General features: G+C 69.3%; 19 protein-coding genes and 1 tRNA gene. 7 read left to right on the plus strand and 13 right to left on the minus strand.

The window, feature by feature from the left end; genetic code table 11:
* The first annotated feature begins 76 nt into the window (after window positions 1-76).
* Complete coding sequence (pyk, locus tag OG194_RS35295) at window positions 77-1513, plus strand: pyruvate kinase (protein WP_327404821.1); 1437 nt, start codon at window positions 77-79, stop codon at window positions 1511-1513.
* Window positions 1514-1544: 31 nt separating this feature from the next.
* Here pyk and OG194_RS35300 read toward each other — a convergent pair whose 3' ends face one another.
* The 3 genes from OG194_RS35300 to OG194_RS35310 all read right to left on the minus strand — a co-directional run bounded on the left by OG194_RS35300 (window position 1545) and on the right by OG194_RS35310 (window position 4533).
* Window positions 1545-3473, minus strand: a complete 1929-nt coding sequence (locus OG194_RS35300) for an alkyl/aryl-sulfatase (RefSeq protein ID WP_327404822.1) — start codon at window positions 3471-3473, stop codon at window positions 1545-1547.
* A 106-nt stretch (window positions 3474-3579) separates the two neighbouring features.
* A complete protein-coding gene (locus tag OG194_RS35305; RefSeq protein ID WP_327404823.1) occupies window positions 3580-4368 on the minus strand; it encodes a helix-turn-helix domain-containing protein in 789 nt (262 codons plus the stop codon).
* 81 nt (window positions 4369-4449) lie between these two features.
* Window positions 4450-4533: transfer RNA gene (locus OG194_RS35310), tRNA-Leu, on the minus strand.
* Window positions 4534-4629: 96 nt separating this feature from the next.
* Here OG194_RS35310 and OG194_RS35315 point away from each other — a divergent pair.
* Window positions 4630-5286: an ANTAR domain-containing response regulator gene (locus OG194_RS35315; protein ID WP_019062225.1), complete on the plus strand. Its 657-nt coding sequence runs from the start codon at window positions 4630-4632 to the stop codon at window positions 5284-5286.
* Between the two features lie 102 nt (window positions 5287-5388).
* Here the strand turns inward: OG194_RS35315 and OG194_RS35320 are convergent, their stop codons facing one another.
* From OG194_RS35320 to OG194_RS35355, 8 genes are all read right to left on the minus strand, one after another.
* Window positions 5389-6105 carry an ABC transporter ATP-binding protein gene (locus OG194_RS35320; RefSeq protein WP_327404825.1) on the minus strand — a complete coding sequence of 239 codons (717 nt, stop codon included), beginning with the start codon at window positions 6103-6105 and terminating at the stop codon, window positions 5389-5391.
* The gene (locus OG194_RS35325) at window positions 6102-6965 is read right to left on the minus strand and encodes an ABC transporter ATP-binding protein (RefSeq protein ID WP_327404826.1); all 864 of its coding nucleotides are present in this window, start codon (window positions 6963-6965) and stop codon (window positions 6102-6104) included. Before OG194_RS35325 ends, OG194_RS35320 begins: the two co-directional genes overlap by 4 nt.
* Before the next feature lie 6 nt (window positions 6966-6971).
* On the minus strand, window positions 6972-8855 hold the full coding sequence (locus OG194_RS35330) for a branched-chain amino acid ABC transporter permease (RefSeq protein ID WP_327404827.1): 1884 nt from the start codon (window positions 8853-8855) through the stop codon (window positions 6972-6974).
* 4 nt (window positions 8856-8859) lie between these two features.
* Complete coding sequence (locus OG194_RS35335; RefSeq protein ID WP_327404828.1) at window positions 8860-9789, minus strand: branched-chain amino acid ABC transporter permease; 930 nt, start codon at window positions 9787-9789, stop codon at window positions 8860-8862.
* Between the two features lie 136 nt (window positions 9790-9925).
* Complete coding sequence (locus OG194_RS35340) at window positions 9926-11143, minus strand: branched-chain amino acid ABC transporter substrate-binding protein (RefSeq protein ID WP_327407318.1); 1218 nt, start codon at window positions 11141-11143, stop codon at window positions 9926-9928.
* Between the two features lie 225 nt (window positions 11144-11368).
* Window positions 11369-12040 carry a hypothetical protein gene (locus tag OG194_RS35345; protein ID WP_327404829.1) on the minus strand — a complete coding sequence of 224 codons (672 nt, stop codon included), beginning with the start codon at window positions 12038-12040 and terminating at the stop codon, window positions 11369-11371.
* A gap of 129 nt (window positions 12041-12169) precedes the next feature.
* Window positions 12170-12658, minus strand: coding sequence for a PaaI family thioesterase (locus tag OG194_RS35350; protein WP_327404830.1), 489 nt, complete (start codon window positions 12656-12658; stop codon window positions 12170-12172).
* A 61-nt stretch (window positions 12659-12719) separates the two neighbouring features.
* A complete protein-coding gene (locus OG194_RS35355; protein WP_327404831.1) occupies window positions 12720-14999 on the minus strand; it encodes an FdhF/YdeP family oxidoreductase in 2280 nt (759 codons plus the stop codon).
* An 844-nt stretch (window positions 15000-15843) separates the two neighbouring features.
* Between OG194_RS35355 and polA the strand changes: the two genes are divergently transcribed.
* Window positions 15844-18582 (plus strand): DNA polymerase I, encoded by a 2739-nt coding sequence (gene polA, locus OG194_RS35360; protein WP_327404832.1) that lies wholly within the window; start codon window positions 15844-15846, stop codon window positions 18580-18582.
* A 721-nt stretch (window positions 18583-19303) separates the two neighbouring features.
* Window positions 19304-19705, plus strand: coding sequence for a hypothetical protein (locus OG194_RS35365; RefSeq protein ID WP_327404833.1), 402 nt, complete (start codon window positions 19304-19306; stop codon window positions 19703-19705).
* 55 nt (window positions 19706-19760) lie between these two features.
* On the opposite strand, the gene OG194_RS35370 is transcribed toward OG194_RS35365, so the two are convergent.
* Window positions 19761-20624 (minus strand): DUF4184 family protein, encoded by an 864-nt coding sequence (locus OG194_RS35370; RefSeq protein WP_327404834.1) that lies wholly within the window; start codon window positions 20622-20624, stop codon window positions 19761-19763.
* Window positions 20625-20886: 262 nt separating this feature from the next.
* Between OG194_RS35370 and OG194_RS35375 the strand changes: the two genes are divergently transcribed.
* The 3 genes from OG194_RS35375 to OG194_RS35385 all read left to right on the plus strand — a co-directional run bounded on the left by OG194_RS35375 (window position 20887) and on the right by OG194_RS35385 (window position 23941).
* A complete protein-coding gene (locus OG194_RS35375) occupies window positions 20887-22605 on the plus strand; it encodes a lytic transglycosylase domain-containing protein (protein ID WP_327404835.1) in 1719 nt (572 codons plus the stop codon).
* Between the two features lie 167 nt (window positions 22606-22772).
* A complete protein-coding gene (locus OG194_RS35380; RefSeq protein ID WP_106971750.1) occupies window positions 22773-22907 on the plus strand; it encodes an SPW_0924 family protein in 135 nt (44 codons plus the stop codon).
* Between the two features lie 41 nt (window positions 22908-22948).
* Complete coding sequence (locus OG194_RS35385; protein ID WP_327404836.1) at window positions 22949-23941, plus strand: DUF3068 domain-containing protein; 993 nt, start codon at window positions 22949-22951, stop codon at window positions 23939-23941.
* Here the strand turns inward: OG194_RS35385 and hrpB are convergent.
* Window positions 23931-26462, minus strand: a complete 2532-nt coding sequence (hrpB, locus tag OG194_RS35390) for an ATP-dependent helicase HrpB (RefSeq protein ID WP_327404837.1) — start codon at window positions 26460-26462, stop codon at window positions 23931-23933. The two genes, OG194_RS35385 and hrpB, sit on opposite strands and share 11 nt — an antisense overlap.
* Window positions 26463-26472: the final 10 nt, after the last annotated feature.

Here is a 26472-nt window from a genome sequence, read left to right on the forward strand (position 1 = left end):
AACCCTTCACCCAAAGGTTGTTGAGTAGTCATGCACAGCCAATTCCCTACCCATGGGTAAGGCCTAGGCTCTCACCATGCGCCGAGCAAAAATCGTCTGTACATTGGGCCCCGCCACCGACTCGTACGACCAGATCAAAGCCCTGGTCGAAGCCGGAATGGACGTAGCCCGCTTCAACCTCAGCCACGGCACCCACGCCGAACACGAGGAGCGCTACCAGCGCGTCCGAAAGGCCTCCGAGGAGACCGGCCGCAGCGTCGGAATGCTCGCCGACCTTCAAGGCCCGAAGATCCGACTCGGCCGCTTCACCGAAGGACCCGTACTCCTTGAACGCGGAGACACCTTCACCATCACCGTCGAAGAAGGCGCGGAGGGCGACCGCCAGTCCTGCGGAACGACCTACGCCGGCCTCGCCACCGACGTCACCCCCGGCGAACGCGTCCTCGTCGACGACGGCAAGGTCTGCCTCGAAGTCACCGCCGTCGACGGCCCCCGCGTCCACACCAAGGTCGTCGAAGGCGGCATGGTCTCCGACCACAAGGGCCTGAACCTCCCCGGAGTCGCCGTGTCCGTCCCGGCCCTCTCCGACAAGGACGAGGCCGACCTCCGCTGGGCCCTGCGCGCGGGCTTCGACGTCATCGCGTTGTCCTTCGTCCGCAGCGGCAAGGACATCGACGAGGTCCACCGCATCATGGACGAGGAGGGCCACCGCCTCCCCGTCATCGCCAAGGTCGAGAAACCCCAGGCGGTCGAGGCCATCGACGACATCGTCGCCGCCTTCGACGGCATCATGGTGGCCCGCGGCGACCTCGGCGTGGAGATGCCCCTCGAACAGGTCCCGATCGTCCAGAAGCGCGCCGTCAAACTGGCCAAGCGCAACGCCAAACCGGTCATCGTCGCCACCCAGATGCTCGACTCGATGATCGAGAACTCCCGCCCCACGCGCGCGGAGGCCTCGGACGTCGCCAACGCGGTCATCGACGGCACGGACGCGGTGATGCTGTCCGGCGAGACCAGCGTCGGCAAGTACCCCATCGCGACCGTCACCACCATGGCCCGCATCATCGAGGCCGCCGAGGAGGACATCCTCGCCAAGGGCCTGCCCCCACTGACCGAACGCAACAAGCCCCGCACCCAGGGCGGCGCGGTGGCCCGAGCCGCCGCCGAGATGGGCGACTTCCTCGGCGCGAAGTTCCTCGTCGCCTTCACCCAGTCCGGCGACACGGTCCGCCGCCTCTCCCGCTACCGCTCGCCGATCCCGGTCATGGCCTTCACCCCGGACCCGGCCACCCGCGCCCAACTCACCCTCACCTGGGGCGTGGAGACCATCCTCGGCCCCCACGTCGACTCCACCGACGCGATGGTCGACCAGGTCGACGAACTCCTCCTCAAGTACGGCCGCTGCCAGAAGGGCGACATCGTCGTCATCACGGCGGGCTCACCCCCCGGAGTGGCCGGCTCGACGAACCTCGTCCGCGTCCACCACGTCGGCGAGGACGACAGCCCCAAGTAGCGCCCACGGCCTGAGAGTCACGGTCTGACAGTCATGGCGTGACAATCGCGAAGTCCGCCGTAGGAGTCACGATCACCGAGAACAACGTGGTCAGCAACGTGACGTCCCCGGACACCTGAATCGCCCCCAACCCCTTCCCGGCCAACAGCCCCAGCAACTGCACCTTGTTCATGGTGAGCGTCAGCCCGGCGGAGGGGTTGGGCGAGGCACCCGACGTACGCGTCAACACACCGTGCCTCAACCGCAGATGCCAGTACGTGCCCTGCCCCGGCAGACACCAGTCGATGGCGAGATCGAGATCCCACGCCTTCGGCCCGTCGACCCGCACCGACATGGCATCGATGAGCTGATCGACGGAGAGAGCCGCTTTCACGTCCGAACTGTCGGAGGTGGACGAAGGCGCCTTCACCCCCTCCCGCAACTCCATCGCACCCGTGAGATAGAAGTTCCGCCAGACCGCGTTCTCCGTCGCGTACGCCAGCCTTTCGTAGACCTGGGCGAGGAGTTGCTTGGGTTTCTTCTCGTCGGGGTCGGCGAATACACAATGGTTGAGGAGAGTGGCGGCGAACCGGAGATCTCCGTCGCGGACGAATGCCCGGGCTTTCGACAGGGCGGATTCCGGACCTCCCAACGCTTTGACATACCGCTTCGCCTCAGCGACCGGCGGATGCTCCCAGAGATGAGCCGGATTGGCGTCGAACCACCCCATGTACCGCTGGTAAATACCCTTCACGTTATGGCTGATGGACCCGTAATAACCCCGGTTCGCCCACACCTCCGCGAGCGCGGGCGGCAGTTGGAAATCCTCCGCGATCTCCCGGGCCGTGAGACCGGAGTTGAGCATCCGCAGGGTCTGGTCGTGCATGTACGCGTACAGGTCCCGCTGCGCTTCGAGCAGCCCGACGATCTCGTCGTTGCCCCAAGTCGGCCAGTGGTGCGACGCGAACGCGACGTCGACCTGACCGCCGTAGCGCCCGATCGACTCCGTCAGATACGCCGCCCACTCCTTCGCGTCCCGGACCTGGGCTCCGCGCAGCGTGATGATGTTGTGCATCGTGTGCGTGGCGTTCTCGGCCATGCACACGGCACGGAGACCGGGGAACAGGAAGTTCATCTCGGCGGGCGCCTCCGTCCCCGGCGTCATCTGGAACTCCATGACGACGCCGTCGACGGTGAGGCGTTGCCCGGTGGTCGAGACGTACTGGGTGGGTTCGAGGAGCCCGATCGTCCCCGTGGAGATGTTCTGCCCGAGCCCACAACCGACGTGCGCGGCAGGGCCCTTGGGGAGTTGGGCGCCGTACATGTAGATGGACCGGCGGGTCATCGCCGTGCCCGCGTATACGTTCTCGGAGACCGCGTGCTCCATGAAACCCTCGGGCGCGATGATCGGCACGTCACCGGCACCGTCCGGGAGGACGCCTCGGCAGCCGCCGTAGTGGTCGACGTGCGGGTGCGTGTAGACGAGGCCGGTCACTTCTCTGTCGGCGACGTGGTCCCGGTACAACTTCAGCGCTGCGGCGGCGGTTTCGGCGGAGATCAGCGGGTCGATGACTATGACGCCGGTGTCGCCCTCGACGATCGTCATGTTGGAGAGGTCGAGTCCGCGGACCTGATAGATCCGGTCGGTGACCTTGAACAGCCCCTGTTTCCGGGTGAGTTGAGACATGCGCCAGAGACTGGCGTTGGCGGTCTTCGGGGCGTTGCCTTTGAGGAAGGCGTAGGCGTCGTTGTCCCAGACGATGTCTCCGGCTGCGTTCTTGACGACGCCGGGATTCAGGGCGGCGATGAATCCCTTGTCGGCGGCGGTGAAGTCGGCTTTGTTGGAGAAGTTGATTTCGTCCATGCTTGAGGGACTTTGTTCCTGACTCAGGGCTGCGGCGGATTCCGGGCTCATGGCTACGGCTGCCGCGGCGGCACCGGCGGCGGCCGCGACGAAACCTCGTCTGTTCAGGGGTGTCATGCGGCGAACATCGCGGGTGGGGTTTGGGCTGGTCAACGGTCGTGCGGGGAATTGGGGCAGGTCACAAAGGGGGGTGAGCTCCGTCGTGACGCGTCACGTTGCGGGGTCAGTGTTTGGGGCCTACGTGGGTGTCCATGAGGGCGACTGAGGCTTTGCGGGCGACGGAGATGTTGAACGGGTCGCTGCCGCGGGCCAGCGTGGTCCATCCGACGCCGACCTTGTCGAGGGTGTCGGTGAAGAGCTTCCGGATGTCGTCGGACTTGTTGGTGAAGAAGTACCGGGGGTATTCGTACCGCTTGCGCTCACCGGCGACCATGCGGGTCGTCCAGTTGGTGATGCGGCAGCCGTCGGAGTGGATGAGGCCTCTGACGAACTCCCAGGGGTGGGCGTCGACGACGTCCTGCTGCCAGGGTTCGAGGGCTATGCGGCGCTCGTGCTTCCTGCCGGGGCCGTGTTGGGGGAAGAGGCAGTGCAGGTGCTTCGAGTAGACCTTCACGTTGCGGCAGCCGACCTTGCGGACTCGGCAGACGGAGTTGTCGGGGAAGACGGTGCGCATGGCTTCTTCGCACTTGTCCATGAGCCCGGGCCATGACTCGTCGCACGTGATCATGAGGCTGGGCACACGGTGCTCCGAGAGTTGGCTGATATGGCCGTCGCCGAGGTAGAGGCCCAGCAGGTAGCTGTACGCCGCGTGATCGAGGTCTCGGTCGTCGCAGCGCGGGCACTTCGGGTCGTGCTTTCCCGGGCACTCGCCGCGTTTCGCGCGGTCCAGGTGCTTCCAGTAGCCGACTGTGCCGAGCGGGACGGCGAGCTGTCGTGCTACGTCCGCGTTCTTCGCGCCGTTTCGCAGCAGAATGAGTGCCTTGTGTCGAACCTCAGTGCCGTGAAAGTTCATGCGAACACTCTGCGTGACTGATCGACATCGAGTGCAGCAAAAAGCGGAGGTTCACGCGAACGTGAGCCTCCGCTTCAGAGGTGCCGGGTACGGGATTCGAACCCGTATGTCCTCTCGGACAGATGTGTTTGAGACATCCGCGTAAGCCTGTTCCGCCAACCCGGCCAGGACACCTCCGTGAGTGTACCGGGTCACCGTATGGACTTGCAGCTAGGTACGCTCTTGTCAGCACTACCCCCGTGCCCTGAACGAGGAGCCCCCGTGACCGCCCCCGAGTCGCCCCAGCCCGTAGACGCGCCCGACGACGACAAGTCGCACGTGCCTCCGCTGACGACCCGTGTCGTCATCGCCGAGGACGAGGCCCTGATCCGGCTCGATCTCAAAGAGATGCTGGAGGAGGAGGGGTACACCGTCGTCGGTGAGGCCGGTGACGGTGAGCAGGCCGTCGAGCTGGCCCGTGAGCACAAGCCCGACCTGGTGATCCTCGACGTGAAGATGCCCAAGCTGGACGGTATCTCCGCCGCCGAGAAGATCGCCGAAGAGGGCATCGCGCCGGTGCTGATGCTCACCGCCTTCTCGCAGCGCGACCTCGTCGAGCGGGCGAGGGACGCCGGTGCGATGGCGTACCTGGTGAAGCCCTTCAGCAAGAGTGACGTCGTGCCGGCGATCGAGATGGCGGTGTCCCGCTTCACGGAGTTGAAGCAGTTGGAGCAGGAGGTCGCCGACCTCACGCTGCGTCTGGAGACCCGCAAGCTGGTCGACCGTGCGAAGTCGATCCTTCAGACCGAGTACGGGCTGTCCGAGCCGGCCGCGTTCCGGTGGATCCAGAAGACGTCGATGGACCGCCGGATGTCCATGCAGCAGGTCGCCGAGGCGGTCATCCAGGACGCCGACGAGAAGAAGTCCTCCAAGGGCTGACACCGACCCACGGCGGTACGTACGACGAGGCCCGCGCCCCCAGCTTCGGGGGCGCGGGCCTCGTCGTAGAAGACCAACCGGTAGCGACCGGCAGGTGATGACTCAGTCTTCGCCGAGGTACGCCTTCCGTACCGACTCGTCGTGCAGGAGGTCCTCGCCCGTGCCGGAGAGGACGATGTTGCCGACCTCCATGACGTGGCCCTGGTCGGCCAAGGACAACGCTGCTTGGGCGTTCTGCTCGACCAGGAGGATCGTCGTGCCCGATGCCTTGAGCTCGACGATCGTCGCCAGGATCTTCTGCATCATGATGGGCGAGAGGCCCATGGACGGTTCGTCCAGCATGAGGAGCTTCGGCTGGGACATGAGCGCGCGGCCCATCGCCAGCATCTGCTGCTCGCCGCCGGACAGCGTGCCGGCTGCCTGCTTCTGACGTTCTCCGAGGATGGGGAAGAGGTCGTAGGCGCGCTGGATGTCCTTCTCGATGCCTTCTTTGTCCTTGCGGAGGAAGGCGCCGAGCTGGAGGTTCTCCGCGATGGTGAGGCGGGGGAAGATGTGCCGGCCTTCGGGGGAGTGGGCCAGGCCGAGGGCGACGATCTTGTGGGCGGGGACGCTGTTGAGCGGTTTGCCGTCGAAGGTGATCTTGCCGCCCGAGGGCTGGAGCAGGCCCGAGAGGGTGCGCAGGGTCGTGGTCTTGCCGGCGCCGTTGGTGCCGATGAGGGTGACGACCTGGCCGGCTTCGACGCTGAAGGAGATGCCCTTGACGGCTTCGATCTTGCCGTAGGAGACCCTGAGGTCCTCGACCTCTAGCAGTGCGGTCACTGGGCTTCTCCCTTGGTGCTGGTGGTGCTCTCCGCTTCTGGTTCCGCCGTTGCCGCCGCTGCCGGAGTCTCCGCCGGGGTTTCCTCGGGGGCGCCTTCGAAGGGTTCGCCGAGGTAGGCGGCCACGACGCGTTCGTCGGCCTGGACTACGTCGGAGGTGCCTTCGACGAGTTTTTCGCCCTGGACGAGGACGGCGACGCGGTCGCAGAGGTTGAAGATGAAGCGCATGTCGTGCTCGATGACGAGGACGGCGATGCCCTTGTCGCGGATGGCGAAGACCAACTCCTCGGTCGCCCGCGTCTCTTGGGGGTTCATGCCGGCGGTCGGCTCGTCCAGGAGGAGCAGGCCCGGCTCGGAGGCCAGGGCGCGTGCGATCTCCAGCTTGCGCTGCTCGCCGTAGGGGAGGTTCCTCGCCAGGTGGTCCCGCTTGTGGGCGAGGCCGATGAACTCCAGGAGTTCCATGGCGCGTTCCTCGCTCGCCTTTTCGGCCTTCTTGAAGCCGGGGCCGCGCAGGAGGGCCGACCAGAGGCCTTCCTTGGTGCGGGTGTGGCGGCCTACGAGGACGTTTTCCAGGACCGTCATGTTCGCGAACAGACGGATGTTCTGGAAGGTGCGGGCGATGCCGGCCTTGGTGACCAGGTGGGGCTTCGGCGGGAGGACCGTGCCCTTGTAGGAGACCGTGCCCTCGGTGGGGACGTAGAGGCCGGTGAGGCAGTTGAAGAAGGTGGTCTTGCCGGCGCCGTTGGGGCCGATGAGGCCTACGATCTCGCCGGCGTTGACGGTGAAGTCGACGGAACGGACGGCGGTGAGGCCGCCGAAGCGCATGGTGACGTCACGGGCTTCGAGTACAGGTGTCGTCATGGCTCTCTACGCCCCTGCCTTGGTGATGGCCGGTTCGTCGGTCAGGGTCGTGGTGTCCGGTACGTCGAGTTGGCCGGTCTCGTGGAATTCGAGCTGGCGTCGGCGGTTGGGGATGATTCCTTCGGGGCGGAAGCGCATCAGGAGGATGAGCGCGATGCCGAAGGCGAGGAGCGACTTGTCCTGGAGGGCGACGAGCTTCTCCGGGAGCAGGTAGAGCAGGGCGGCGCCGAGGAAGGGTCCGGAGACGGTGCCCATGCCGCCGAGGACGACGGCGGCCAGCAGGAACGCGGAGTTGGGCGGGGCCGCTCCGGCGAACTGGTACGGGTTCGGCACCACGCTGTAGGTGACGTGGGCGCTGACCGTGCCGGCGAGGCCGGCGAGGGTGGCGCCGAGGGCGAAGGCGATGAGCTTGACGCGGAAGCCGTTGATGCCCATGGCGGTGGCGGCGGTCTCGTCCTCGCGGATGGCGATCCAGGACCGGCCGATGCGGGAGTCCGAGGCGCGGCGGTAGATCGTGACGACGAGGGCGCTGATGAGGACCATGAGCAGGTAGTAGTTGGCGAACCGGCCGATGGTGAATCCGGCGATGTCGTGGTTCTGGCCGAAGTTGAAGCCGAAGAACGACAGGTCGGGGATGGACGGGATGCCGTTGGGGCCGTTGGTGATGTCGGGGCCGGAGACGCCGTCCATGTTGTTGACGGAGATACGGAAGATCTCTCCGAAGCCGAGGGTCACGATGGCGAGGTAGTCGCCGCGCAGCCGCAGGGTGGGGGCGCCGATGAGGACGCCGAAGATCAGGCTGGCGGCTGCGCCGGTGAGGGCGGCGGCCCAGAAGGGGAACTGGACGCCGGAGAACTTGGAGAACTCGGAGCCGGAGACCAGGGCGGCGGTGTAGGCGCCGACGCCGAGGAAGGCGACGTAGCCGAGGTCGAGGAGTCCGGCGAGGCCGACGACGATGTTGAGGCCGAGGGCGACGGTGCCGAAGATCAGGATGTTGACGCCGAGGTTGGCGTAGTGGTCATTGGTCTGGGTGAAGGGGAAGCCGATCGCGGCGACGAAGCCCATGGCGAGGGCGAAGCTGCGGTTGGCGGCCGTGAGGTGGCTGAAGCGGTCGAAGAGGCCGGCGCTGTGCAGGGCCCAGGTGGTGAAGACGACCACGATGAGGAAGCCGACGAAGAGTTGGTCCTCGGCGTCGATGCCGTAGGCGAAGACGGTGAGGGCGAGGGCGGCGACGATCGTGATGACGAGTCGCTGGATCCAGGGGGCGGTCGGCGCGGCGGCGGGGATGGTGGCGGGCTTGCCGATGTAGGCGTTGAGGAACTTGACGCCTGCGAGGACGAGCCGCCACCGGGAGCGGCCGTGGATGGCGAGGTAGGAGCCGGACGCTTCCTTCGCCCTCTGGGTCGCGCCTTCGCCGGCGGGCAGGCCGAAGGCGCCGATGACCGTGGCGAGGGAGGCGACCGCGGCGATGAACGCGCCGGGTTCGAGGTTGACGAATCCGCCGAGCTGTACGGCGATCGCGATGACCGTGTACCAGGTGGTGGCGAAGGCGCCGAGTGCGGTGAGGAGGGTGGGTCCGGTGGCGCCGACGGGGGTGAGCCAGCCGAGGCCGCGGATGCCGTATCCGGCGAGGGAGAAGAGGGCCACGAGGAGGCCGCCCACGACGGTGAGCCATTGGAGGCCGCCGGGGTAGCCGTAGACCGTGAGGTCGCCGGGGAAGTCCGAGGTCCACGTCCAGGCGAGGAACGCGGAGACGACGGTGGCGATGCCGCCGCCGAGGGTGAGGCCGCGGGCCGCTGCGGCGGGCATCGGGATGAGGCCCTTGTGCGCGGGCGCGGGGGTGGCGTCGTCGGCGGGCGGGGTGGCCGGGGTCTTGGTCGTCTCGGTCATGTGATCACGCCCTGTCCGCGACGCGTTCGCCGAGCAGGCCCTGTGGCCTGAACAGCAGTACGAGGATGAGGAGACAGAAGGCCCAGACGTTGGCCCAGCTGGACCCGCCGAGCTGTTCCATGCCGGGGATGTGGCTGATGTAGGCGGAGGCGAGGGTCTCGGCGACGCCGAGGACGACTCCGCCGAGCATGGCGCCGTAGATGTTGCCGATGCCGCCCATGACGGCCGCGGTGAAGGCCTTGAGGCCCATCAGGAAGCCCATGCGGTAGTCGATGTTGCCGTACTTCAGGCCGTAGGAGACGGCTGCTACGGCGGCGAAGAAGCCGCCGATGGCGAAGGCTATGACGATGATGCGGTTGGTGTCGATGCCCATGAGCTGGGCGGTGTCCGGGTCCTGCGCGGTGGCCTGCATGGCGCGGCCGGTGCGGCTCTTGCGGACGAACCAGGCGAGGCCGGACATGCACACGATGGCGGCGATGACCAGGAAGATGTCGGCGTCCGAGATGGTGACGGAGCCGATGTCGTGGTTGCCGTCGAGGCTGGGGAAGGAACGGGCCTTGTCGGCGCCCGGGTAGAAGTTCCGGACGAGTTCCTGGAGTGACAGGGAGAGGCCGATGGCGGTGATGAGGGGCGCCAGCCGTGGTGCTTGCCGCAGGGGGCGGTAGGCGAACCGTTCTGCCCCCACCGCGACGAGGACGGAGACGATTCCGCCGCCGATCAGCATGAGTGGTACGGCGACCACCATCGCGGTGCCGTCGGGCAGGATGTAGGCGTAGACCGTGAGGGCGCCGAAGGCCCCGGTCATGAAGATCTCGCCGTGCGCGAAGTTGATGAGCTGGACGATGCCGTACACCATCGTGTAGCCGATGGCGATCAGCCCGTACATCGAGCCTAGGAGCAGCCCGTTGGCCAGCTGCTGCGGCAGGGTGTTCACCGCGTGGCCTCCATTGTCGCTGGTGGTCGTGTGCACAGATCGCGTGCCTGGGGGTGGGGGGGTGTGACAACGGGCCGCGCGGTCGGGATCCTCCTTCCGCGCGGCCCGTGGTGCGGTGGTGCTGGAGCTGGTGTGGTCAGCTGCCGTTGAACGTGCCGGTCTTCACGGCCTTCCAGGCGCCGTTGGTGACCTGGTAGACGGTGAGCTGCTTGTTCGTGGTGTCGCCGTACTGGTCGAAGGCGACCTTGCCGGAGATGCCCTCGAAGTCGGACTTCTGTACGGCGTCGACGACCTTGGAACGGAGGTCGTTGCTGGCGGGCAGCTTGTCGCTGTTGGCGTCCTTGACGGCCTTCACTGCCTTGATGATGGCGGTGGCGGCGTCGTAGGCGTAGGCACCGTAGGCGCCGTAGTCACCCTTGTAGCCCTTGGCCTTGTAGGTCGCGATGAACTGCTTGGCGGCGGGCAGGGTGTCGGCGGGGACACCGACGGAGGTGGCGAGGTCGCCCTCGGCCGCCTTGCCCGCGGTCTGGATGTAGGTGGTGGCGAACATGCCGTCACCGCCGAACAGCGGGATCTTGACCCCGGCGCCCTTGAGCTGCTTGGTGATCTTCTCCGACTCGTCGTACTGGCCGCCGTAGTAGAGCAGGTCGGCGCCGGAGTTCTTGATCTTGGTGACGAGCGAGCTGAAGTCGGTGTCGCCGGTGTTGACGTGGTCGGTGCCCGCGATGGAGCCGCCCAGCTTCTTGAAGGCACCGTTGAAGATCCCGGCCAGGCCGGCGCCGTAGGTCTGCTTGTCGTCGACTACGAAGGCCTTCTTCTTCTTGAGGCCGTTGTACGCGTAGTCGGCGGCGAAGGCACCCTGGAGGGCGTCGGTGGTGGCGGTGCGGAAGTACGTCTTGTACGGCCGCGTCTTGGTGGTCGTCCAGTCCTTGCCCTGGGTCAGGGCGGGGTTGGTGTTCGACGGGGAGATCTCGACCATGTTGGCCGAGGCGAACACCTGCTGCATCGACTGGGCCACGCCGGAGTTCAGCGGGCCGACGGCGCCGACCACGTTGCTGTCGCCGGTGAAGGCGGTGGCGTTGGACTGGCCGGTGGCGGGCTGCGCCTTGTCGTCCAGGGCCTTGACCTTGAACTTGACGCCGGGGACCCAGTTGTTCTTGTTGGCGTCGTCGACGGCGATCTGGACGCCGTACTGGATGCCGAGACCGGTGGTGGAGTTCTCGCCGGACAGGGGGGCGTCGACACCGATGGTCAGGGTGGTCGACCCGCTGTCGCTCTTGCTGCCGCTGTCCCGGGAGCCGCACGCGGTGAGGGTCAGAGCTCCGGTCGTGAGAACGGAGGTCAGTATCACCAAAGAACGCTGTCGCACAATCAGTCCTTTCCGCAGGCACAGTCGCCCCGGTGTGGAGCGGCAAGGTGCTGCGCTGGTACCCAACTCCCGATGGAGCGGTGACTGGCCGTGACTCTAAGCCCGGTCTGTGGGCATGGGCATCGTCGTGCGCTGGCTTGTGACTTTCTTGTTATGACGTGCAGGTTGGCGGGGATCGTGGAGGGTGGGTCTCGGCCGGTTTGGCGGAATTCAGCCGCGGTCCACATTTTGAGAACCTGCACTTCCGCTTGGCCGCGGGCCTGGCCTGGCCTTTGTCGTGCCGCAGGCCCTGTGGAGGAGCTGGGAAAGGTCCTTGGAGTAGGCGCTGCCGAAGATGAAACTGTGGTGTTGTATTGCGCGCGTGTTACGCAGCGTTACGTCCAGAAAGGCGAGGTCCGCATTCAGGGGCAGTCCCGAACAGTCGGAAACCGATATCTCCACCGTGACGCGGCGGGTCGCCCCGGTGCGGACGGTGAAGGAGGGGGCCGGGACGGCCTGGGCGGTGAGGCCGTCGAAGGCGGCGCCGATGACCCGTATGGCGACGGGGGGCCCGCTGTCCACGGTGACCGCGAAGCGGAAGAAGCCGGTCGTGGTGGGGGTGTCGGTGGTCTGGGCGAGCCCGGTGTAGCGCCATTCGGTGATGTTCGCGGGCCACGGGACGGGCGGGGTCGGGTCGTCCTGCCGCCCGTCGTGGAAGGGCGGCAGGAGGACGGCTCCGACGGCCACGGCGGCGACCGTGCCCGCCGTGAGCACGGTCCTGCGGGTGCGCTGCGGCAGGGTGTGCCAACGGTCGCCCAGGCGGGGCGAGTCACCCCCGATGACTTCGTAACTCCCGTCTCTCTCCGGTGAGTCGACGGATTCGACGGGCCCGATACCGCTCATGCCGGCAGCCTCATGGGGAAACGGTAGGGGAGCGGACGGGGGTGCGGAAGACGAGGTCGAGATCCTCCGGTCCTGGGCTGGTTCGCGGCGTGCGCGTGGACCCGGCCGCGAACGGCTCGCGCCGGGCTGTCAGTTCGCGGTGCGCGCGGGGATCGGGTCGCCCGGCTTGATGTCCCGCAGCATGCAGGTAAGCCGCGCGGTGCACACCCGTCGCCCGTCCTCGTCACTGATCACGATCTCGTACGTCGCCGTCGAGCGGCCCCGGTGCACGGGGGTGGCGACGCCGGTGACGAGGCCGGAGCGGGCGCCGCGGTGGTGGGTGCAGTTGAGGTCGACGCCGACGGCGAGCTTCGTGCTGCCGCCGTGCAGCATCGACCCGAGCGAGCCGAGGGTCTCGGCCAGGACGGCGGACGCGCCCCCGTGCAGCAGTCCGTACGGCTGGGTGTTCCCCTCGACCGGCATGGTGCCGACGACGCGCTCGGCGGACGCCTCGACGATCTCCACGCCCATCCGGGTGCCGAGGTGCCCCGCGGAGAAGAGGGCGACCAGGTCGATGCCGAGTGCCGAGTACTCGTCGATGACGTCCTGCGGGAACTTCCCGTGCTGCTGCTCGCCCATGGAGCCGACTCCGTTCGTCCTACGCCTGGCCGGTGCACCTGACCGACGACTGAGCGAACGCTCAGTCGGTCGTTGATTGTTCCAGACGTACGACGACGGACTTGCTGGCCGGGGTGTTACTTGTGTCGGCGGTGGCGTCCAGGGGGACCAGGACGTTGGTCTCGGGGTAGTAGGCGGCGGCGCAGCCCCGGGCCGTCGGATAGTGCACGACCCGGAAACCGGGCGCCCGCCGCTCCACGCCGTCCTTCCACTCGCCGACCAGATCGACGTACGACCCGTCGGCGATCCCGAGCCGGTCGGCGTCGTCGGGGTGGACCATGACGACCCGGCGGCCGTTCTTGATGCCCCGGTAGCGGTCGTCGAGGCCGTAGATCGTGGTGTTGTACTGGTCGTGCGAGCGCAGCGTCTGCAACAGCAGGCGCCCTTCGGGGAGTTCGGGGTACTCGACGGGCGCGGCGGTGAAGTTGGCCTTGCCGGTCGCGGTGGGGAAGCGGCGCTCGTCGCGCGGGGCGTGCGGGAGGGCGAAGCCCCCGGGGTGGGCCACGCGCGCGTTGAAGTCGGTGAAGCCGGGGATCACGCGGGCGATGCGGTCGCGGATCGTCGCGTAGTCCTTCTCGAACTCCTCCCAGGGCGTGCGGGATTCATCGCCGAGGACGCGGCGGGCGAGGCGGCACACGATGGCCGGCTCCGACAACAGGTCGGCGCTCGCGGGCTCCAGGCGGCCACGGGAGGCGTGCACCATGCCCATGGAGTCCTCGACGGTCACGAACTGCTCGCCGCCGCCCTGGAGATCGCGCTCGGTGCGTCCCAGGCAGGGCAGGATGAGGGCACGCGCGCCCGTGACGGCGTGCGAGCGGTTGAGCTTCGTCGACACGTGCACGGTGAGGCTGGCGCGCCGCATGGCGGCTTCGGTGACCTCGGTGTCGGGGGACGCGGACACGAAGTTGCCGCCCATGGCGAAGAAGACCTTCGCGTCGCCGTCGCGCAGGGCGCGGATCGCGGCGACGACGTCGTAGCCGTGCTCGCGCGGCGGGGCGAAGCCGAACTCCTTCTCCAGGGCGTCCAGGAAGGCGGGTGCGGGCCGCTCGAAGATGCCCATCGTGCGGTCGCCCTGGACGTTGCTGTGGCCGCGTACAGGGCACACGCCGGCGCCGGGGCGGCCGATGTCGCCGCGCAGCAGAAGGAAGTTGACGACCTCGCGGATGGTCGGGACGGCGTGCTTGTGCTGGGTGAGGCCCATCGCCCAGCACACGATGGTGCGCTCGGAGGCGAGGACCATCTCCAGGGCCTTCTCGATCTCCGGGCGGGTCAGCCCGGTGGCGAGGAGCGTCTCGTCCCAGTCGGCGTCCCGCGCGGCGGCGGCGAACTCCTCGTAGCCGTGGGTGTGTTCGTCGATGAAGGGCTGGTCGACCGCACCCTCCGTCTCAAGGATGAGCTTGTTCAGGAGACGGAAGAGGGCCTGGTCGCCGCCGATGCGGATCTGCAGGAACAGGTCGGTGAGGGCGGCGCCCTTGAGCATGCCCTGGGGGGTCTGCGGGTTCTTGAACTTCTCCAGGCCCGCCTCGGGCAGTGGGTTGACGCTGATGATCTTCGCGCCGTTGGCCTTGGCCTTCTCCAGGGCGGAGAGCATGCGCGGGTGGTTGGTGCCCGGGTTCTGGCCGGCGACGACGATCAGGTCGGCCTGGTAGAGGTCCTCCAGGAGGACGCTGCCCTTGCCGATGCCGATCGTCTCGTTCAGGGCCGAACCGCTCGACTCGTGGCACATGTTGGAGCAGTCGGGCAGGTTGTTGGTGCCCAGCTCCCGCGCGAACAACTGGTACAGGAACGCGGCCTCGTTGCTGGTCCGCCCCGAGGTGTAGAACAGCGCCTCGTCGGGGGAGCCGAGGACGGCGATCTCCTCCGCGACGATGTCGAAGGCACGCTCCCAGGAGACCGGTTCGTAGTGCTCGGCCCCTTCGGGGAGATACATGGGATGCGTCAGGCGCCCCTGCTGGCCCAGCCAGTACCCGCTGCGGGTCGCGAGATCGGCCACCGGGTGGGCCGCGAAGAACTCCGGGGTGACCCGGCGCAGGGTGGCCTCCTCGGCGACCGCCTTCGCGCCGTTCTCACAGAACTCCGCCGCGTGCCGGTGGTCCGGCTCCGGCCAGGCGCAGCCCGGGCAGTCGAAGCCGTCCTTCTGATTGACCCGCAGCAGCGTCAACGCGGTGCGCTTGACCCCCATCTGCTGCTGGGCGATGCGCAACGTGTGCCCGATCGCCGGAAGTCCGGCCGCGGCGTGCTTGGGCTCGGTGACCTGCGGGGCGTCCTGGACCGGATCACCCTTGGGCGGCTTCGTGGCCATCGCGGGCCCTCCTTCACTGGCACATGTGCGCTACGTCTCCGATCCTCGCACGGGGTAGTGACAGCGCCGAGGTCGGTTCGTGGGATCTATGGGTTCGGGGGGTGGGGTGGGGGTGGGGGGTGTGTGAGGTGGGGGGAGGAGGAGCGGGGTGGGGCCGGGGTGGTGCGGGGGAGGAGTGGGGCGGGACGGGGGTGGTGAGGGGGAGGAATGGTGCAGGGCGGGGGTGGTGCGGGGGAGGAGTAGGGCGGGGCAGGACGAGGAGTGGTGCGGGGAGGGGTGGGGCGGGCTTGTCCGGCTCCTCGCCACTGCGGGTGCCGCTGGTCAGGCGGTCTTCGCCGCCGCGGGTGCTGCCGTCCGGCCGGCCTGTGCTGCGGCGGGCGGTGCCGGTCCGGCCGATCTTCATGGCGGCGGGGCGGGGCGGGACGCGTCCGGCCGGGTCCGCCGCGGCGACGGGGACCCCTTCACGCGCGGCGACGGTGACCTCTGCGACCTCATGCACGCGCGCGTGGCCGATCGCCTCCGTATCTCGCATAGGCAGGACCTCTTTTCTCACGTTTCACGCGCGCGTGGCCGCGCGGTCACGGGGACCGGTTTTCCTACGACCGTTGCCGCGAGGCGACCGGGCTCACCGCCTTCGTCTTCCGTGGACTCGCCTCCGCGGACTGCCTCCACCCCCGCCTCCGCATGCGCCTCCACGCTGCGGGCCGCGACGATTTCGGCCGCCGCTCGCGCCGCCGCGGCGGCGACTTCCGCCACCCCCGGCGCGAGCCCGCCGTCGCGACCGGGACCTCCGACGCGGCGACCGTGACTCAGACTGTCAGTGGGGCGTGGCAGGATCGGGGTCGTGGCAGAGACAGCATCGAAGAAGACCGACAAGACCTCCGGGAACACCTCCGGCGGAGACCGTCCACGGCTGATGCTGATGGACGGGCACTCGCTGGCCTACCGCGCGTTCTTCGCGCTGCCCGCGGAGAACTTCACGACCGCGACGGGCCAGCCGACGAACGCGATCTACGGCTTCGCGTCGATGCTGGCCAACACCCTGCGCGACGAGGCGCCCACGCACTTCGCGGTGGCCTTCGACGTGTCCCGCAAGACCTGGCGCTCCGAGGAGTTCACCGAGTACAAGGCGAACCGCTCCAAGACCCCGGACGAGTTCAAGGGCCAGGTCGAGCTGATCGGCGAGGTGCTCGACACGATGCACGTGCCGCGGTTCGCGGTCGACGGCTTCGAGGCCGACGACGTCATCGCCACGCTCGCCACCCAGGCCGAGGCCGAGGGCTTCGACGTGCTGATCGTCACCGGCGACCGCGACTCCTTCCAGCTGGTGTCCGACCACACCACGGTCCTGTACCCGACGAAGGGCGTCTCCGAGCTGACCCGGTTCACTCCGGAGAAGGTCGTCGAGAAGTACGGGTTGACGCCCGCCCAGTACCCGGACTTCGCGGCGCTGCGCGGCGACCCGTCCGACAACCTCCCGGGCATCCCCGGCGTCGGCGAGAAGACCGCCGCGAAGTGGATCAACCAGTTCGGTTCGTTCAACGAGTTGGTGGAGCGCGTCGACGAGGTCAAGGGCAAGGCCGGGCAGAACCTCCGCGACCACCTGGACGCGGTCAAGCTCAACCGCCGCCTCACCGAGATGGTCAAGGACGTCGAGCTGCCCAAGACGGTCCTCGACCTGGAGCGCGCTCCGTACGACCGCACGGCCCTCGCGATGGTTCTCGACACCCTGGAGATCCGCAACCCGTCGCTGCGCGAGCGCCTGCTGGCCGTCGACCCGGGCAACGAGGAGGCCGACGCGACCCCGCCCGCCGAGAGCGGTGTGGCGGTCGACGGCTCGGTCCTCTCCACCGGCGAACTGACCGGCTGGCTGGCCGACTACGGCACCGAGCCGCTCGGCGTCGCCACCGTCGACACCTGGGCGCTCGGCTCCGGTTCGGTGACCGAGGTCGCGCTCGCCACCGCCGGGGGAGCGGCCGCCTGGTTCGACCCCGCCGAGCTGGACGAGAGCGACGAGAACGCGTTCTCGGCCTGGCTGTCCGACGCCGACCGCCCCAAGGTGTTCCACAACGCCAAGGGCGCGATGCGGGTCTTCGCCGAGCACGGCTGGACGATCGCCGGCATCTCCATGGACACCGCGCTCGCCGCCTACCTGGTCAAGCCCGGCCGCCGCTCCTTCGACCTGGACGCGCTGTCCCTGGAGTACCTCGGCCGCGAACTGGCCCCCGCCGCAACGGCCGACGGCCAGCTCGCCTTCGGCGCGGACGACGGTGCCGAGGCGGACGCCCTGATGGTGCAGGCCCGAGCGATCCTCGACCTCGGGGACGCCTTCGGCGAACGCCTCCAGGAGGTCGGCGCGGCCGACCTGCTGCGTGACATGGAGCTGCCCACCTCGATCCTGCTGGCCCGCCTGGAGCGGTCCGGCATCGCGGCCGACAAGGCACACCTCGAAGCCATGGAGCAGATGTTCGCCGGCGCCGTCCAGCAGGCGGTGAAGGAGGCGCACGCGGCGGCCGGGCACGAGTTCAACCTCGGCTCGCCCAAGCAGCTCCAGGAAGTCCTCTTCGGCGAACTCGGCCTGCCCAAGACCAAGAAGACGAAGACCGGCTACACGACGGACGCGGACGCCCTGGCCTGGCTGGCCAACCAGACCGAGAACGAACTGCCGGTCATCATGCTCCGCCACCGCGAACAGGCGAAGCTGCGCGTCACCGTAGAAGGCCTGATCAAGACCGTCGCGACGGACGGCCGCATCCACACCACCTTCAACCAGACGGTCGCTGCGACAGGCCGCCTCTCCTCCACGGACCCGAACCTCCAGAACATCCCGGTCCGCACGGACGAGGGCAGGGCGATCCGCCGGGGCTTCGTGGTGGGTGAGGGCTACGAGTCCCTGATGACCGCGGACTACAGCCAGATCGAGCTCCGCGTGATGGCCCATCTCTCCGAGGACGAGGGCCTGTTGGAGGCGTTCACCTCGGGCGAGGACCTGCACACCACGGTCGCGTCCCAGGTGTTCTCGGTCGAGGGTTCCGCGGTCGACGCGGAGATGCGCCGCAAGATCAAGGCCATGTCGTACGGCCTCGCCTACGGCCTGTCCGCCTTCGGCCTCTCCCAGCAGCTGAACATCGACGCGGGCGAGGCACGGGTCCTGATGGACACGTACTTCGAGCGCTTCGGCGGCGTACGGGACTATCTGCGCCGCGCGGTCGACGAGGCGAGGGCGACGGGCTACACGGCGACCCTCTTCGGCCGCCGCCGTTACCTCCCGGACCTCAACAGCGACAACCGCCAGCGCCGTGAGGCCGCCGAGCGCATGGCGCTCAACGCCCCGATCCAGGGCACCGCGGCGGACATCGTCAAGATGGCCATGCTCAAGGTCGACACCGCCCTGCGCGAGGCCGACCTCAAGTCCCGCATGCTCCTCCAGGTCCACGATGAAATCGTCCTGGAGATCGCCCCCGGCGAACGAACGGCCACAGAGGAACTCGTCCGCCACGCGATGGCCGGCGCGGTCCATCTCCGGGCACCGCTGGACGTCTCGGTGGGCGTGGGCCCGGACTGGGAGTCGGCCGCGCACTAGCCTCCGGCGGTTGGGCGGGGGTTGTGCGGGGGGTTTCTCCGGCCGGTGGGTGGGAGTGAGCTGGCCGGGGTGGGGTGGCGGGGGCTGGTCGTCTCCCGTCCATGTGCCGGCCCGGGTGGCGTGGTGGGCGCAGGTCGTGTCTCGCGCCTCCCTCCCTCACGACGGGCCCACCGACGCTGCCCCGCCCTCGGTTCTCCGACCCGGCCCGCACGAACACTCCGGCGCGATGCCGCGAACATCCGCTGGCGCGGCCCGCCCTCTCTGTTCGCTGACCCGACCCGCACGAAAGCCCCGCCGCGATGCCGCGAACACCCACTGCGGCAGAGCAGGCGGTACCGCACTGCCCCCCCGCTACGTCACCCCCGGGCACTTCGATCCGACCCGCAGGACAACCCCCCCCGAGGACCAGCACCCCAAAGGGGCGCGGGGAACTGCGCGACCAGCCCCCACGCCGCAGCACCTGCAAAACAACCTAACCCCCCACGGCGCCACACCCGCGAAACACCCCCTCCTGGGCGGCCCGCAGGGCACCGCACCGCACCCCATCCCAGTCGGCACATGCCCCGTCCCCTCCCGGGCCGTCCGCAGGGCAACGAAACGATCCCGGCACCAAGACCAACCCCCGGCCCACACAAGCCCCCGCCCAACCCCCGGAGGGCCCGTCACCCGCGTGGCCCCGCCGGAAGCGCCCCGCGCCCCCCACGGCCGTAAGGATGCGGGCATGGGTATACGCATGCTCCATCGCCGGACGGGTCGGGCGCGGACCCGAATACAGGCAGCGAACGCCGCTGCCGCCCAGGTGACGCCCCGCCCGCCGGTCCCGGCCCTCGCGGTCGGCGCAAGCACCGCCCGCATTCCCGCCGACCTCGCGATGGCCGTCCAGCACACGGCCGCAGGCCTTCGGCGCCGCCTGACGCGTCGGGACGACACGGACGTAGACCCCCGGGAACAAGCCAGACACCCCCAGGGACCCGCCATCACCCCCACCGGCACCCCCGTCCTGCGGCTCTGGGCCGACCTGGGGCGCAGCTACCTGGACCTCGTCCTCAGCCGCCTCCCGAGGTCACCCGCCGCGCACACCATGACGGTGTTCATCGCGACCCCGCCGGACGGCTCCGCGTGACCGTGTCGCCTCGCGCCGCCCCTCGGCCCTCCGCGTGATCTCCGGGTTACCGTGCTCAGCGTGAGCCGGCCCGGCGGCTCCGCCCCGCGCTGACCCCGTCCGGGTCGCCAGGCACCCCGGTCGTCGCCGGACGCCACACGCGGACACCGGCCGCGTACAGCAGCACGCCCAGCACCAGTCCCGCCCCCGCGCCGAAGCACACGGTCGGGATCAGGTCCCAGGGGGTTGCCGTCGAACCCCAGTAGGCCCACCAGGTCGATGCCCGTTCCGTTGCCGCGATCAGGGCGCAGGCGGCCAGGACGATCCCGGCCACCCACCGGTCCCGTACCGACAGCACGGGTACCCCCACCGGCTCGGCGGCCGGAACCCGTCGTAGCGCACGCACCACGAACGCGGTGATCAGCAGCGCGCCGAGCGCCGAACTACCGTACTGGAGGGCCGAGAACAGAGGCCGGCCGCCCAACTCCCGGTCGAGGACGGGGAACAGCCGTACGCCCCACCGGTCGTGGTGCGTGAACGCGTCCCACACGACGTGGGTCAGGCCGCCGAGGACCGCGGAGACGTACCACCACGCGGCCAGTGACGGGGTCGCACGCGCGCGTGGAGCGCCGCAGCGCGACAGGGTCGCCGTCCGGGGCTGACGGGCGCGCGGGAGCAGGGCCACCAGGGGTTCGCGCAGGAGCAGCCACAGCCCGACCGTCGCCCAGGTGATCGCGACGTCGACCGTGAAGACGCCCCGGAAGGAGTGCGTGACCTCCCCGAACTCCATCGCCCCGGGGACCGCGCTCGCCGCGTAGTACGTCATGTCGGGAGCGAAGGAACCCGCCACCAGCACCGCCGGTACGAGACGGCCGCGCCCCCTCCCGTCGCCGCGCACGGCGGGCAGTACGGCGGCGGCATGACTCAAAGTGAACGGCAACAGGGCTCCCCGTAGGAGACATCGGCATATGGCCAGGCGGTGAATAACGGTCACGAACGGGTGCCCGTGCAAAGCAAGTTGTCGTAGGGTCGCCTGGGTCCCCGCGCAGGGGAGCACGGGCGGGCGGAGGCACCGGAACAGAAGTACACACCATCCGAAAAGCACCACGAGGGCAACCTGCGAGGCGGGTCGACCGTCACAACAGGCGCAGAGGCAACAGACAAGGACGGGCGCTCGGGCGTCCCTGGGAGGGGTTCACTCCATGACGGCGCATTTCGGCAGGCGGCTGCGCAAGGGTGCGGCGACGACGGCGGTGGCCGCGGCAGCGGTCGCGGCACTGTCCGCGTCCCAGGCTCCGGCGGTGACCGGCGGCCACAGAACGCTCGCCACCGGCCAGGCGACGCCCGACGGGAGCACCGACCACAGCGCCACCGGAGACTCGCCGTACTACACGGACCTCCCGCCCCTGAGCAGCCCCAACCCGAGCCCGAGCGACAGCCAGTCGCCCTCCATAGGGACCCCGGTCTCGGTCGGCGAGGCCGAGGCCGGCATCCCGGCGACCATCCTCGACGCCTACAAGAAGGCCGAGACCGAACTCGCCTCCTCCAAGCCCGGCTGCAACCTGCCCTGGCAACTCCTCGCCGCCATCGGCAAGGTGGAGTCCGGCCAGGCCCGCGGCGGCCAGGTCGACGCCGACGGCACCACGACCTCCAAGATCCTCGGCCCTGCGCTCGACGGCAACGGCTTCGCGCTCATCAAGGACACCGACCACGGCCTGTACGACGGCAACAGCACGTACGACCAGGCCGTCGGACCCATGCAGTTCATCCCGTCCACCTGGGCCTGGGCGGGACGCGACGGCAACGGTGACGGGGTCAAGGACCCCAACAACGTCTACGACGCCGCGCTCGCCGCCGGCCACTACCTCTGCCGCAACGACTGGAACCTGTCGACCGACGCGGGCCTGCGCAGCGCGATCCTCAGCTACAACAACTCGACGGACTACCTGAACACGGTCCTGTCCTGGCTGGAGTACTACCGCAAGGGCACCCACTCGGTCCCGGACGGCACGGGCACCGTGCCGTCGGGCCGCAGCGACGACAACTCCCCGTCCAGTCCTACGACTCCGCCCTCGTCGTCGACTCCGAGCACCCCGACGAGCCCCTCCACGCCGAGCACTCCGACGACCCCGACGACCCCCTCCACGCCGGGCACCCCGACGCCCACGCCGACCCCCACCGACACGGTGGCCAAGCTGGCGGACGCGGGCACGGCGAAGCTCACCGCGATGGCGGGCGACCAGTTCAGCAAGAAGATCAGCACCAGCGCCGAGACCTCGGCCGGCAAGGCTGTCGGCAAGGTCAGGATCCGGTTCACGATCGTCGGGACCACCGACGCCACGTTCGTCGGCGGCGAGAAGGTAGCCGCGGTCACCACCAACGCCTCCGGTGTGGCCGTCGCCCCCGCCCTCCAAGCCGGCGAGACCACCGGTGACTTCACCGTCCGCGCGACCGTCGTCGGCCGTACGATCGCCGGTCTCGACTACACGGCCAGCGTCACGCCCCGCGTCGCCGACACCCTGGTCCGCACCAGCACCACGGCGCTGACCTGCACCCCGGGCGGGGAGTTCGCCGACCAGGTCGAGGTGAAGGCCACGAACGACGGCGCGGTCGCCGACAAGGTCGCCGCCACCGCGACCCTCATCAAGGCCGCCGACGACGCCACCGAGAACGACAAGGGCCCCTACTTCAAGGACGCGGACGGCAAGACCGTACGCACCCTCACGGGCCTGGCCACGGACGCCGACGGCCTGCTCAAGCTGCCGAAGCTGTACGCCGACGACACCACCGGCACCTTCCTGCTCCGGATCACCACGACGGGCGGCGCGACCCTCACGGTCGAACTGACCGTGGCGGCGGCCGACACCTCGTCGTCCAGCCCGAGCGCGAGCCCGAGCCCGTCCGCGTCGCCGAGCGCGTAGTCCGGCTGCGCGACCGTAGGACGAGGGCGCCCCTCCGCTTCGGCGGGCGGGCGCTTTTGTCGTGTGTGCAACGTGTTCTCATCTCGCCCGTGCGTTGCTACGGTGCCGGACCTGACGACCTATCAGTTCCTGAATCCATTCGGTTTCTGTCTGTCGGGAGGCCCGGCATGCGCGCCCTGATCGCCGCCGCGACCGGACTCGTGCTCGCGTTCGCGCTGGTCCTGACCGTCACCGCGATGGGCTCACCGATGGGCAAGACCTCCCCGAAACCGCTGCTGACGACGGTGCCCGCGCACCCGTAAACGATTGCGCAAGCGTTTAACTCCCTGGGAAGGAGGCCGAGATGCGCCGCAAGGCCAGCCTGATCCTGCTCGCCCTCGCCGTGTTCTTCACGGCGCTGTCCCCGCTGCTGCGCTGGTACGCCTTCCCGCGCCTGGCCAAGATCCCGGCGAACCAGTACCAGGACATGGTCCTGGAGGCGAAGAACGCCACCCTCCTCGACTACGGCACCATGCAGGCCAAGACGGTCCCCAAGGTCACCATCGTGCAGACCCTCAAGGGCGACGTGGAGGCCGCCAAGAAGATCGACAAGACGGCCGGCCGCGACGTCGTCGTCTGGGACGGCCTGTCCTACGTCCAGGGCCCCGACGGCAAGATGGTCTCCTCCATCCCCGAGCGCTACATCTTCGACGCGCACACCCAGGACCCCGTCCACGCCACCGGCGAGATGGTCGACGGCGACCCGGTGAAACGGGACGGCATCGAGTTCAAGTGGCCGTTCCTGACCCAGAAGCGGGACTACGAGTACTTCGACGCGCAGACCCGCACCACCAACCCCATCCACTACAAGGGCACCCAGAACTTCCGAGGCGTCAAGGTCTACTACTTCGAGCAGACCATCCCCTGGACCAAGGTCCCCTTCCCCAGGACCATGCCCGTGAAGGGCATCACCCCGGAGTCCGTCGCCAAGACGGGAACCACCCGCTGGTACACCACGGTCCGCAAGTTCTGGGTCGAACCCGTCACCGGAGCACCGGTCTACGGCGAGGAGATCCACAAGGAGGAGCTGCGGGGCGGCACTCTCCTGGGGGGCCGGGACAAGGTGACGGCGTTCGCCGGTGACGTGAAGATGCGCGAGGACTACATCAAGCACACCGTCGCCCTGGTGAAGTCCAACCGCACCCTCGTCCTGCTGATGGTCTCCTACCTCCCCTGGGGCTTCCTGACCCTCGGCCTCCTCCTGCTGGCGCTCTCCCTCTACCTGGAGGCCCGCAGCAGGCGCCCAGGAGACCCCGCCCCCACGGAGGTCCACGAACCGGAGCCGGTCAACGCCTGAGCCGTGCGTTCGTGAACCGCGTGGCCTCGGCGGCAGCCGGATCCTCGGGCCACGGATGCTTCGGATAACGCCCCCGCAACTCGGCCCGCACGCCCTTGTAGCCGTCCTTCCAGAAGGACGCGAGATCGGCCGTGACGGCGGCGGGGTGCCCGGCGGGGGACAGCAGATGCACGAGCACGGGCACCCCGGCGACGGTCGGCGACTCGTGAAGCCCGAACATCTCCTGCAACTTGACGGCGAGCACGGGCTGTTCGGGATTCCCGTAGTCGATCCGAACTCTGGACCCGCTCGGCACGAGGAACCGCTCCGGAGCCAACTCGTCCAACCGCCCCGCGTCCCCCGAGGCCCACGGCAACAACCGCCGCAACCCCTGCCCCGCCTCGATCCGCCCCAGATCCCCCCGCCGCCGCGCCCGCCCCAACTCCGGCTCCAACCACTCGTCCACGCGCGCGTGCAGCGCCTCGTCGGACACATCGGGCCAGGGCTCCCCGACATTCAGGTGCAGGAACGCCAGCCGCTGCCGCAACACTTGAGCATCGGCGGACCACCGCAACAGCCCGAACCCCTCCTGCCGCAGCCCTTCAACAAGCGCATCCCGTACGGCAACGGGGTCGGCGTTCTTCAGAGGCCGCACCGCCAACTCGACGGCCCCGAGCCGCTCGACGCGCCGGGCCACGACATCTCCGCCGGCCCAGTGGACCTCGTCCACCTCGCTGAGCAGCGCCCCGGCCGCGAACCGGGCGGCGTCCTCGTCGACCACGGCCCCGAGCTGCACGCGTGCGTGCCCTTTGCCGATCGGTCGGTCCGCCACGGCGACGGCGATCCAGGGCGCCCCGCGCAAGGCGCTGGCGTCACCGACTTCGGCACGGGTGCCGGAGACGAGGAGGTAGGAACCGCCGTCGGCCTTGGCGACACGTTCGGGGTAGGCGAGGGCGGCGACGAGTCCGACGAGCGCGTCGTCACTTACGACACCTGGCGAAGCCTCGACGTTCACCTTCATCGGTGCGGGGTTTCGGGTGGGTTGGTGGGAAATCTCCCCTCCCACGGACCGTAGCCGCCGAACCTCCGCACGCCACCGTCCGGCATAGGCGTCCCCTCCACGCCGGGCACTCCGCAAAGCCCCTGCAAGATCATCCCCGTAAGCCCGCGGCGCCTCCTCACTGAGCAGCGCGACAACCTCGGCGCCGGCCGGACCCGAGTCCAACAAGGCCCGCCCCAGCCGAGGATGCAGACCCAGCCGAGCCAGCTGCACACCCCGTGAGGTAGCCCGCCCACCCGAGTCGACGGCACCCACGGCCGCCAGAACACCCCGAGCCGCCGCCATCGCCCCGGAGGGAGGCGCATCCAGCAACGCCAGCCCCGACGCCCCAGGATCCCCCCAGCACGCCGCTTGAAGCGCGAACGCCGTCAGGTCGGCCACCTTGATCTCCGGCGCCGGAAAACGCGGCAGGCGGGAATCCTCGGCCTCGGCCCAACACCGGTACACGGCCCCGGGTGCCTCACGCCCGGCACGCCCCGCCCGCTGCCGTCCGGCCGCCTGCGACGCCCGTACCGTCGCCAACGCGCTCAGCCCGCGCGCGTGATCCACTCGCGGCTCCCGAGCCAAGCCCGAGTCGACGACCACCCGTACACCGGGAATCGTCAGCGAGGACTCCGCCACGGACGTCGCGAGCACGACCCGCCGCCGCGCCCCCGGGGACAACACCGCGTCCTGTACGGCGGCCGGTGCCCGCCCGTGCACCTGGAGCACCTCGGCCCCGCCCAGATCGCCCAACTGCCCGGCCACGCGCGCGATCTCCCCGACCCCGGGCAGAAAACACAGCACGTCCCCGTCCCGCTCGCCCAGCGCCCGCCGCACCGTCGCCGCCACATGCGTGAGCAGCGCCGGGTCCACCCGCATCCCGTGCGGCGGTCGTACGGGACGTACCGGAGGCGTCCACACCACCTCCACCGGGTACGCGACACCCTCCGCCTCGACCACCGGCGCACCGCCCAACAGCCGGGCCCAGCCCTGCGCGTCGGTGGTCGCGGACGCCGCGACCAGACGCAACTCGGGCCGCAGGGCCTCCCGTACGTCGACCAGGAAGGCGGCCACCGTGTCCGCGTCGAGGTGCCGTTCGTGGCACTCGTCCAGGATCACGGCGTCGACGCCGGTCAACTCCTGGTCGCGTTGCAGCCGTTGGAGCAGCACGCCGGTCGTGACGACCTCCACGCGTGCGTGCCGTCCGACGACCCGCTCGCCGCGCACGGTGTAGCCGACGCTCTCGCCGACCTTCTCGCCCAGCAGCCACGCCATGCGCCGGGCCGCCGCCCGCGCCGCGATCCGCCGCGGCTCGGCGACGACCACCCGCCGCGCGGGCCCTTCGCCGAGCAGCCCGGCCAGCGCGAGTGGCGCCAGCGTCGTCTTGCCGGTGCCGGGCGGCGCGACGAGCACGGCCGCACCGCCCGCCTCCAGGGCGGCGTCGAGTCCGGGCAGGGCACTGCGGACGGGCAGCGCGTCGAGGGCGTCGTAGCGGATCACGACCCCAGTG

The sequence above is a fragment of the Streptomyces sp. NBC_01288 genome, assembly GCF_035982055.1.
Classification (GTDB): Bacteria; Actinomycetota; Actinomycetes; order Streptomycetales; family Streptomycetaceae; genus Streptomyces.

Bases quoted from the DNA above. Each gene is read 5' to 3' on its own strand.
- pyk (WP_327404821.1), top strand. From the start codon at position 77: ATGCGCCGAGCAAAAATCGTCTGTACATTGGGCCCCGCCACCGACTCG.
- OG194_RS35300 (WP_327404822.1), bottom strand. From the start codon at position 3,473: ATGACACCCCTGAACAGACGAGGTTTCGTCGCGGCCGCCGCCGGTGCC.
- OG194_RS35305 (WP_327404823.1), bottom strand. From the start codon at position 4,368: ATGAACTTTCACGGCACTGAGGTTCGACACAAGGCACTCATTCTGCTG.
- OG194_RS35325 (WP_327404826.1), bottom strand. From the start codon at position 6,965: ATGACGACACCTGTACTCGAAGCCCGTGACGTCACCATGCGCTTCGGC.
- OG194_RS35330 (WP_327404827.1), bottom strand. From the start codon at position 8,855: ATGACCGAGACGACCAAGACCCCGGCCACCCCGCCCGCCGACGACGCC.
- OG194_RS35345 (WP_327404829.1), bottom strand. From the start codon at position 12,040: ATGAGCGGTATCGGGCCCGTCGAATCCGTCGACTCACCGGAGAGAGAC.
- OG194_RS35350 (WP_327404830.1), bottom strand. From the start codon at position 12,658: ATGGGCGAGCAGCAGCACGGGAAGTTCCCGCAGGACGTCATCGACGAG.
- OG194_RS35355 (WP_327404831.1), bottom strand. From the start codon at position 14,999: ATGGCCACGAAGCCGCCCAAGGGTGATCCGGTCCAGGACGCCCCGCAG.
- OG194_RS35365 (WP_327404833.1), top strand. From the start codon at position 19,304: ATGGGTATACGCATGCTCCATCGCCGGACGGGTCGGGCGCGGACCCGA.
- OG194_RS35375 (WP_327404835.1), top strand. From the start codon at position 20,887: ATGACGGCGCATTTCGGCAGGCGGCTGCGCAAGGGTGCGGCGACGACG.
- OG194_RS35380 (WP_106971750.1), top strand. From the start codon at position 22,773: ATGCGCGCCCTGATCGCCGCCGCGACCGGACTCGTGCTCGCGTTCGCG.
- OG194_RS35385 (WP_327404836.1), top strand. From the start codon at position 22,949: ATGCGCCGCAAGGCCAGCCTGATCCTGCTCGCCCTCGCCGTGTTCTTC.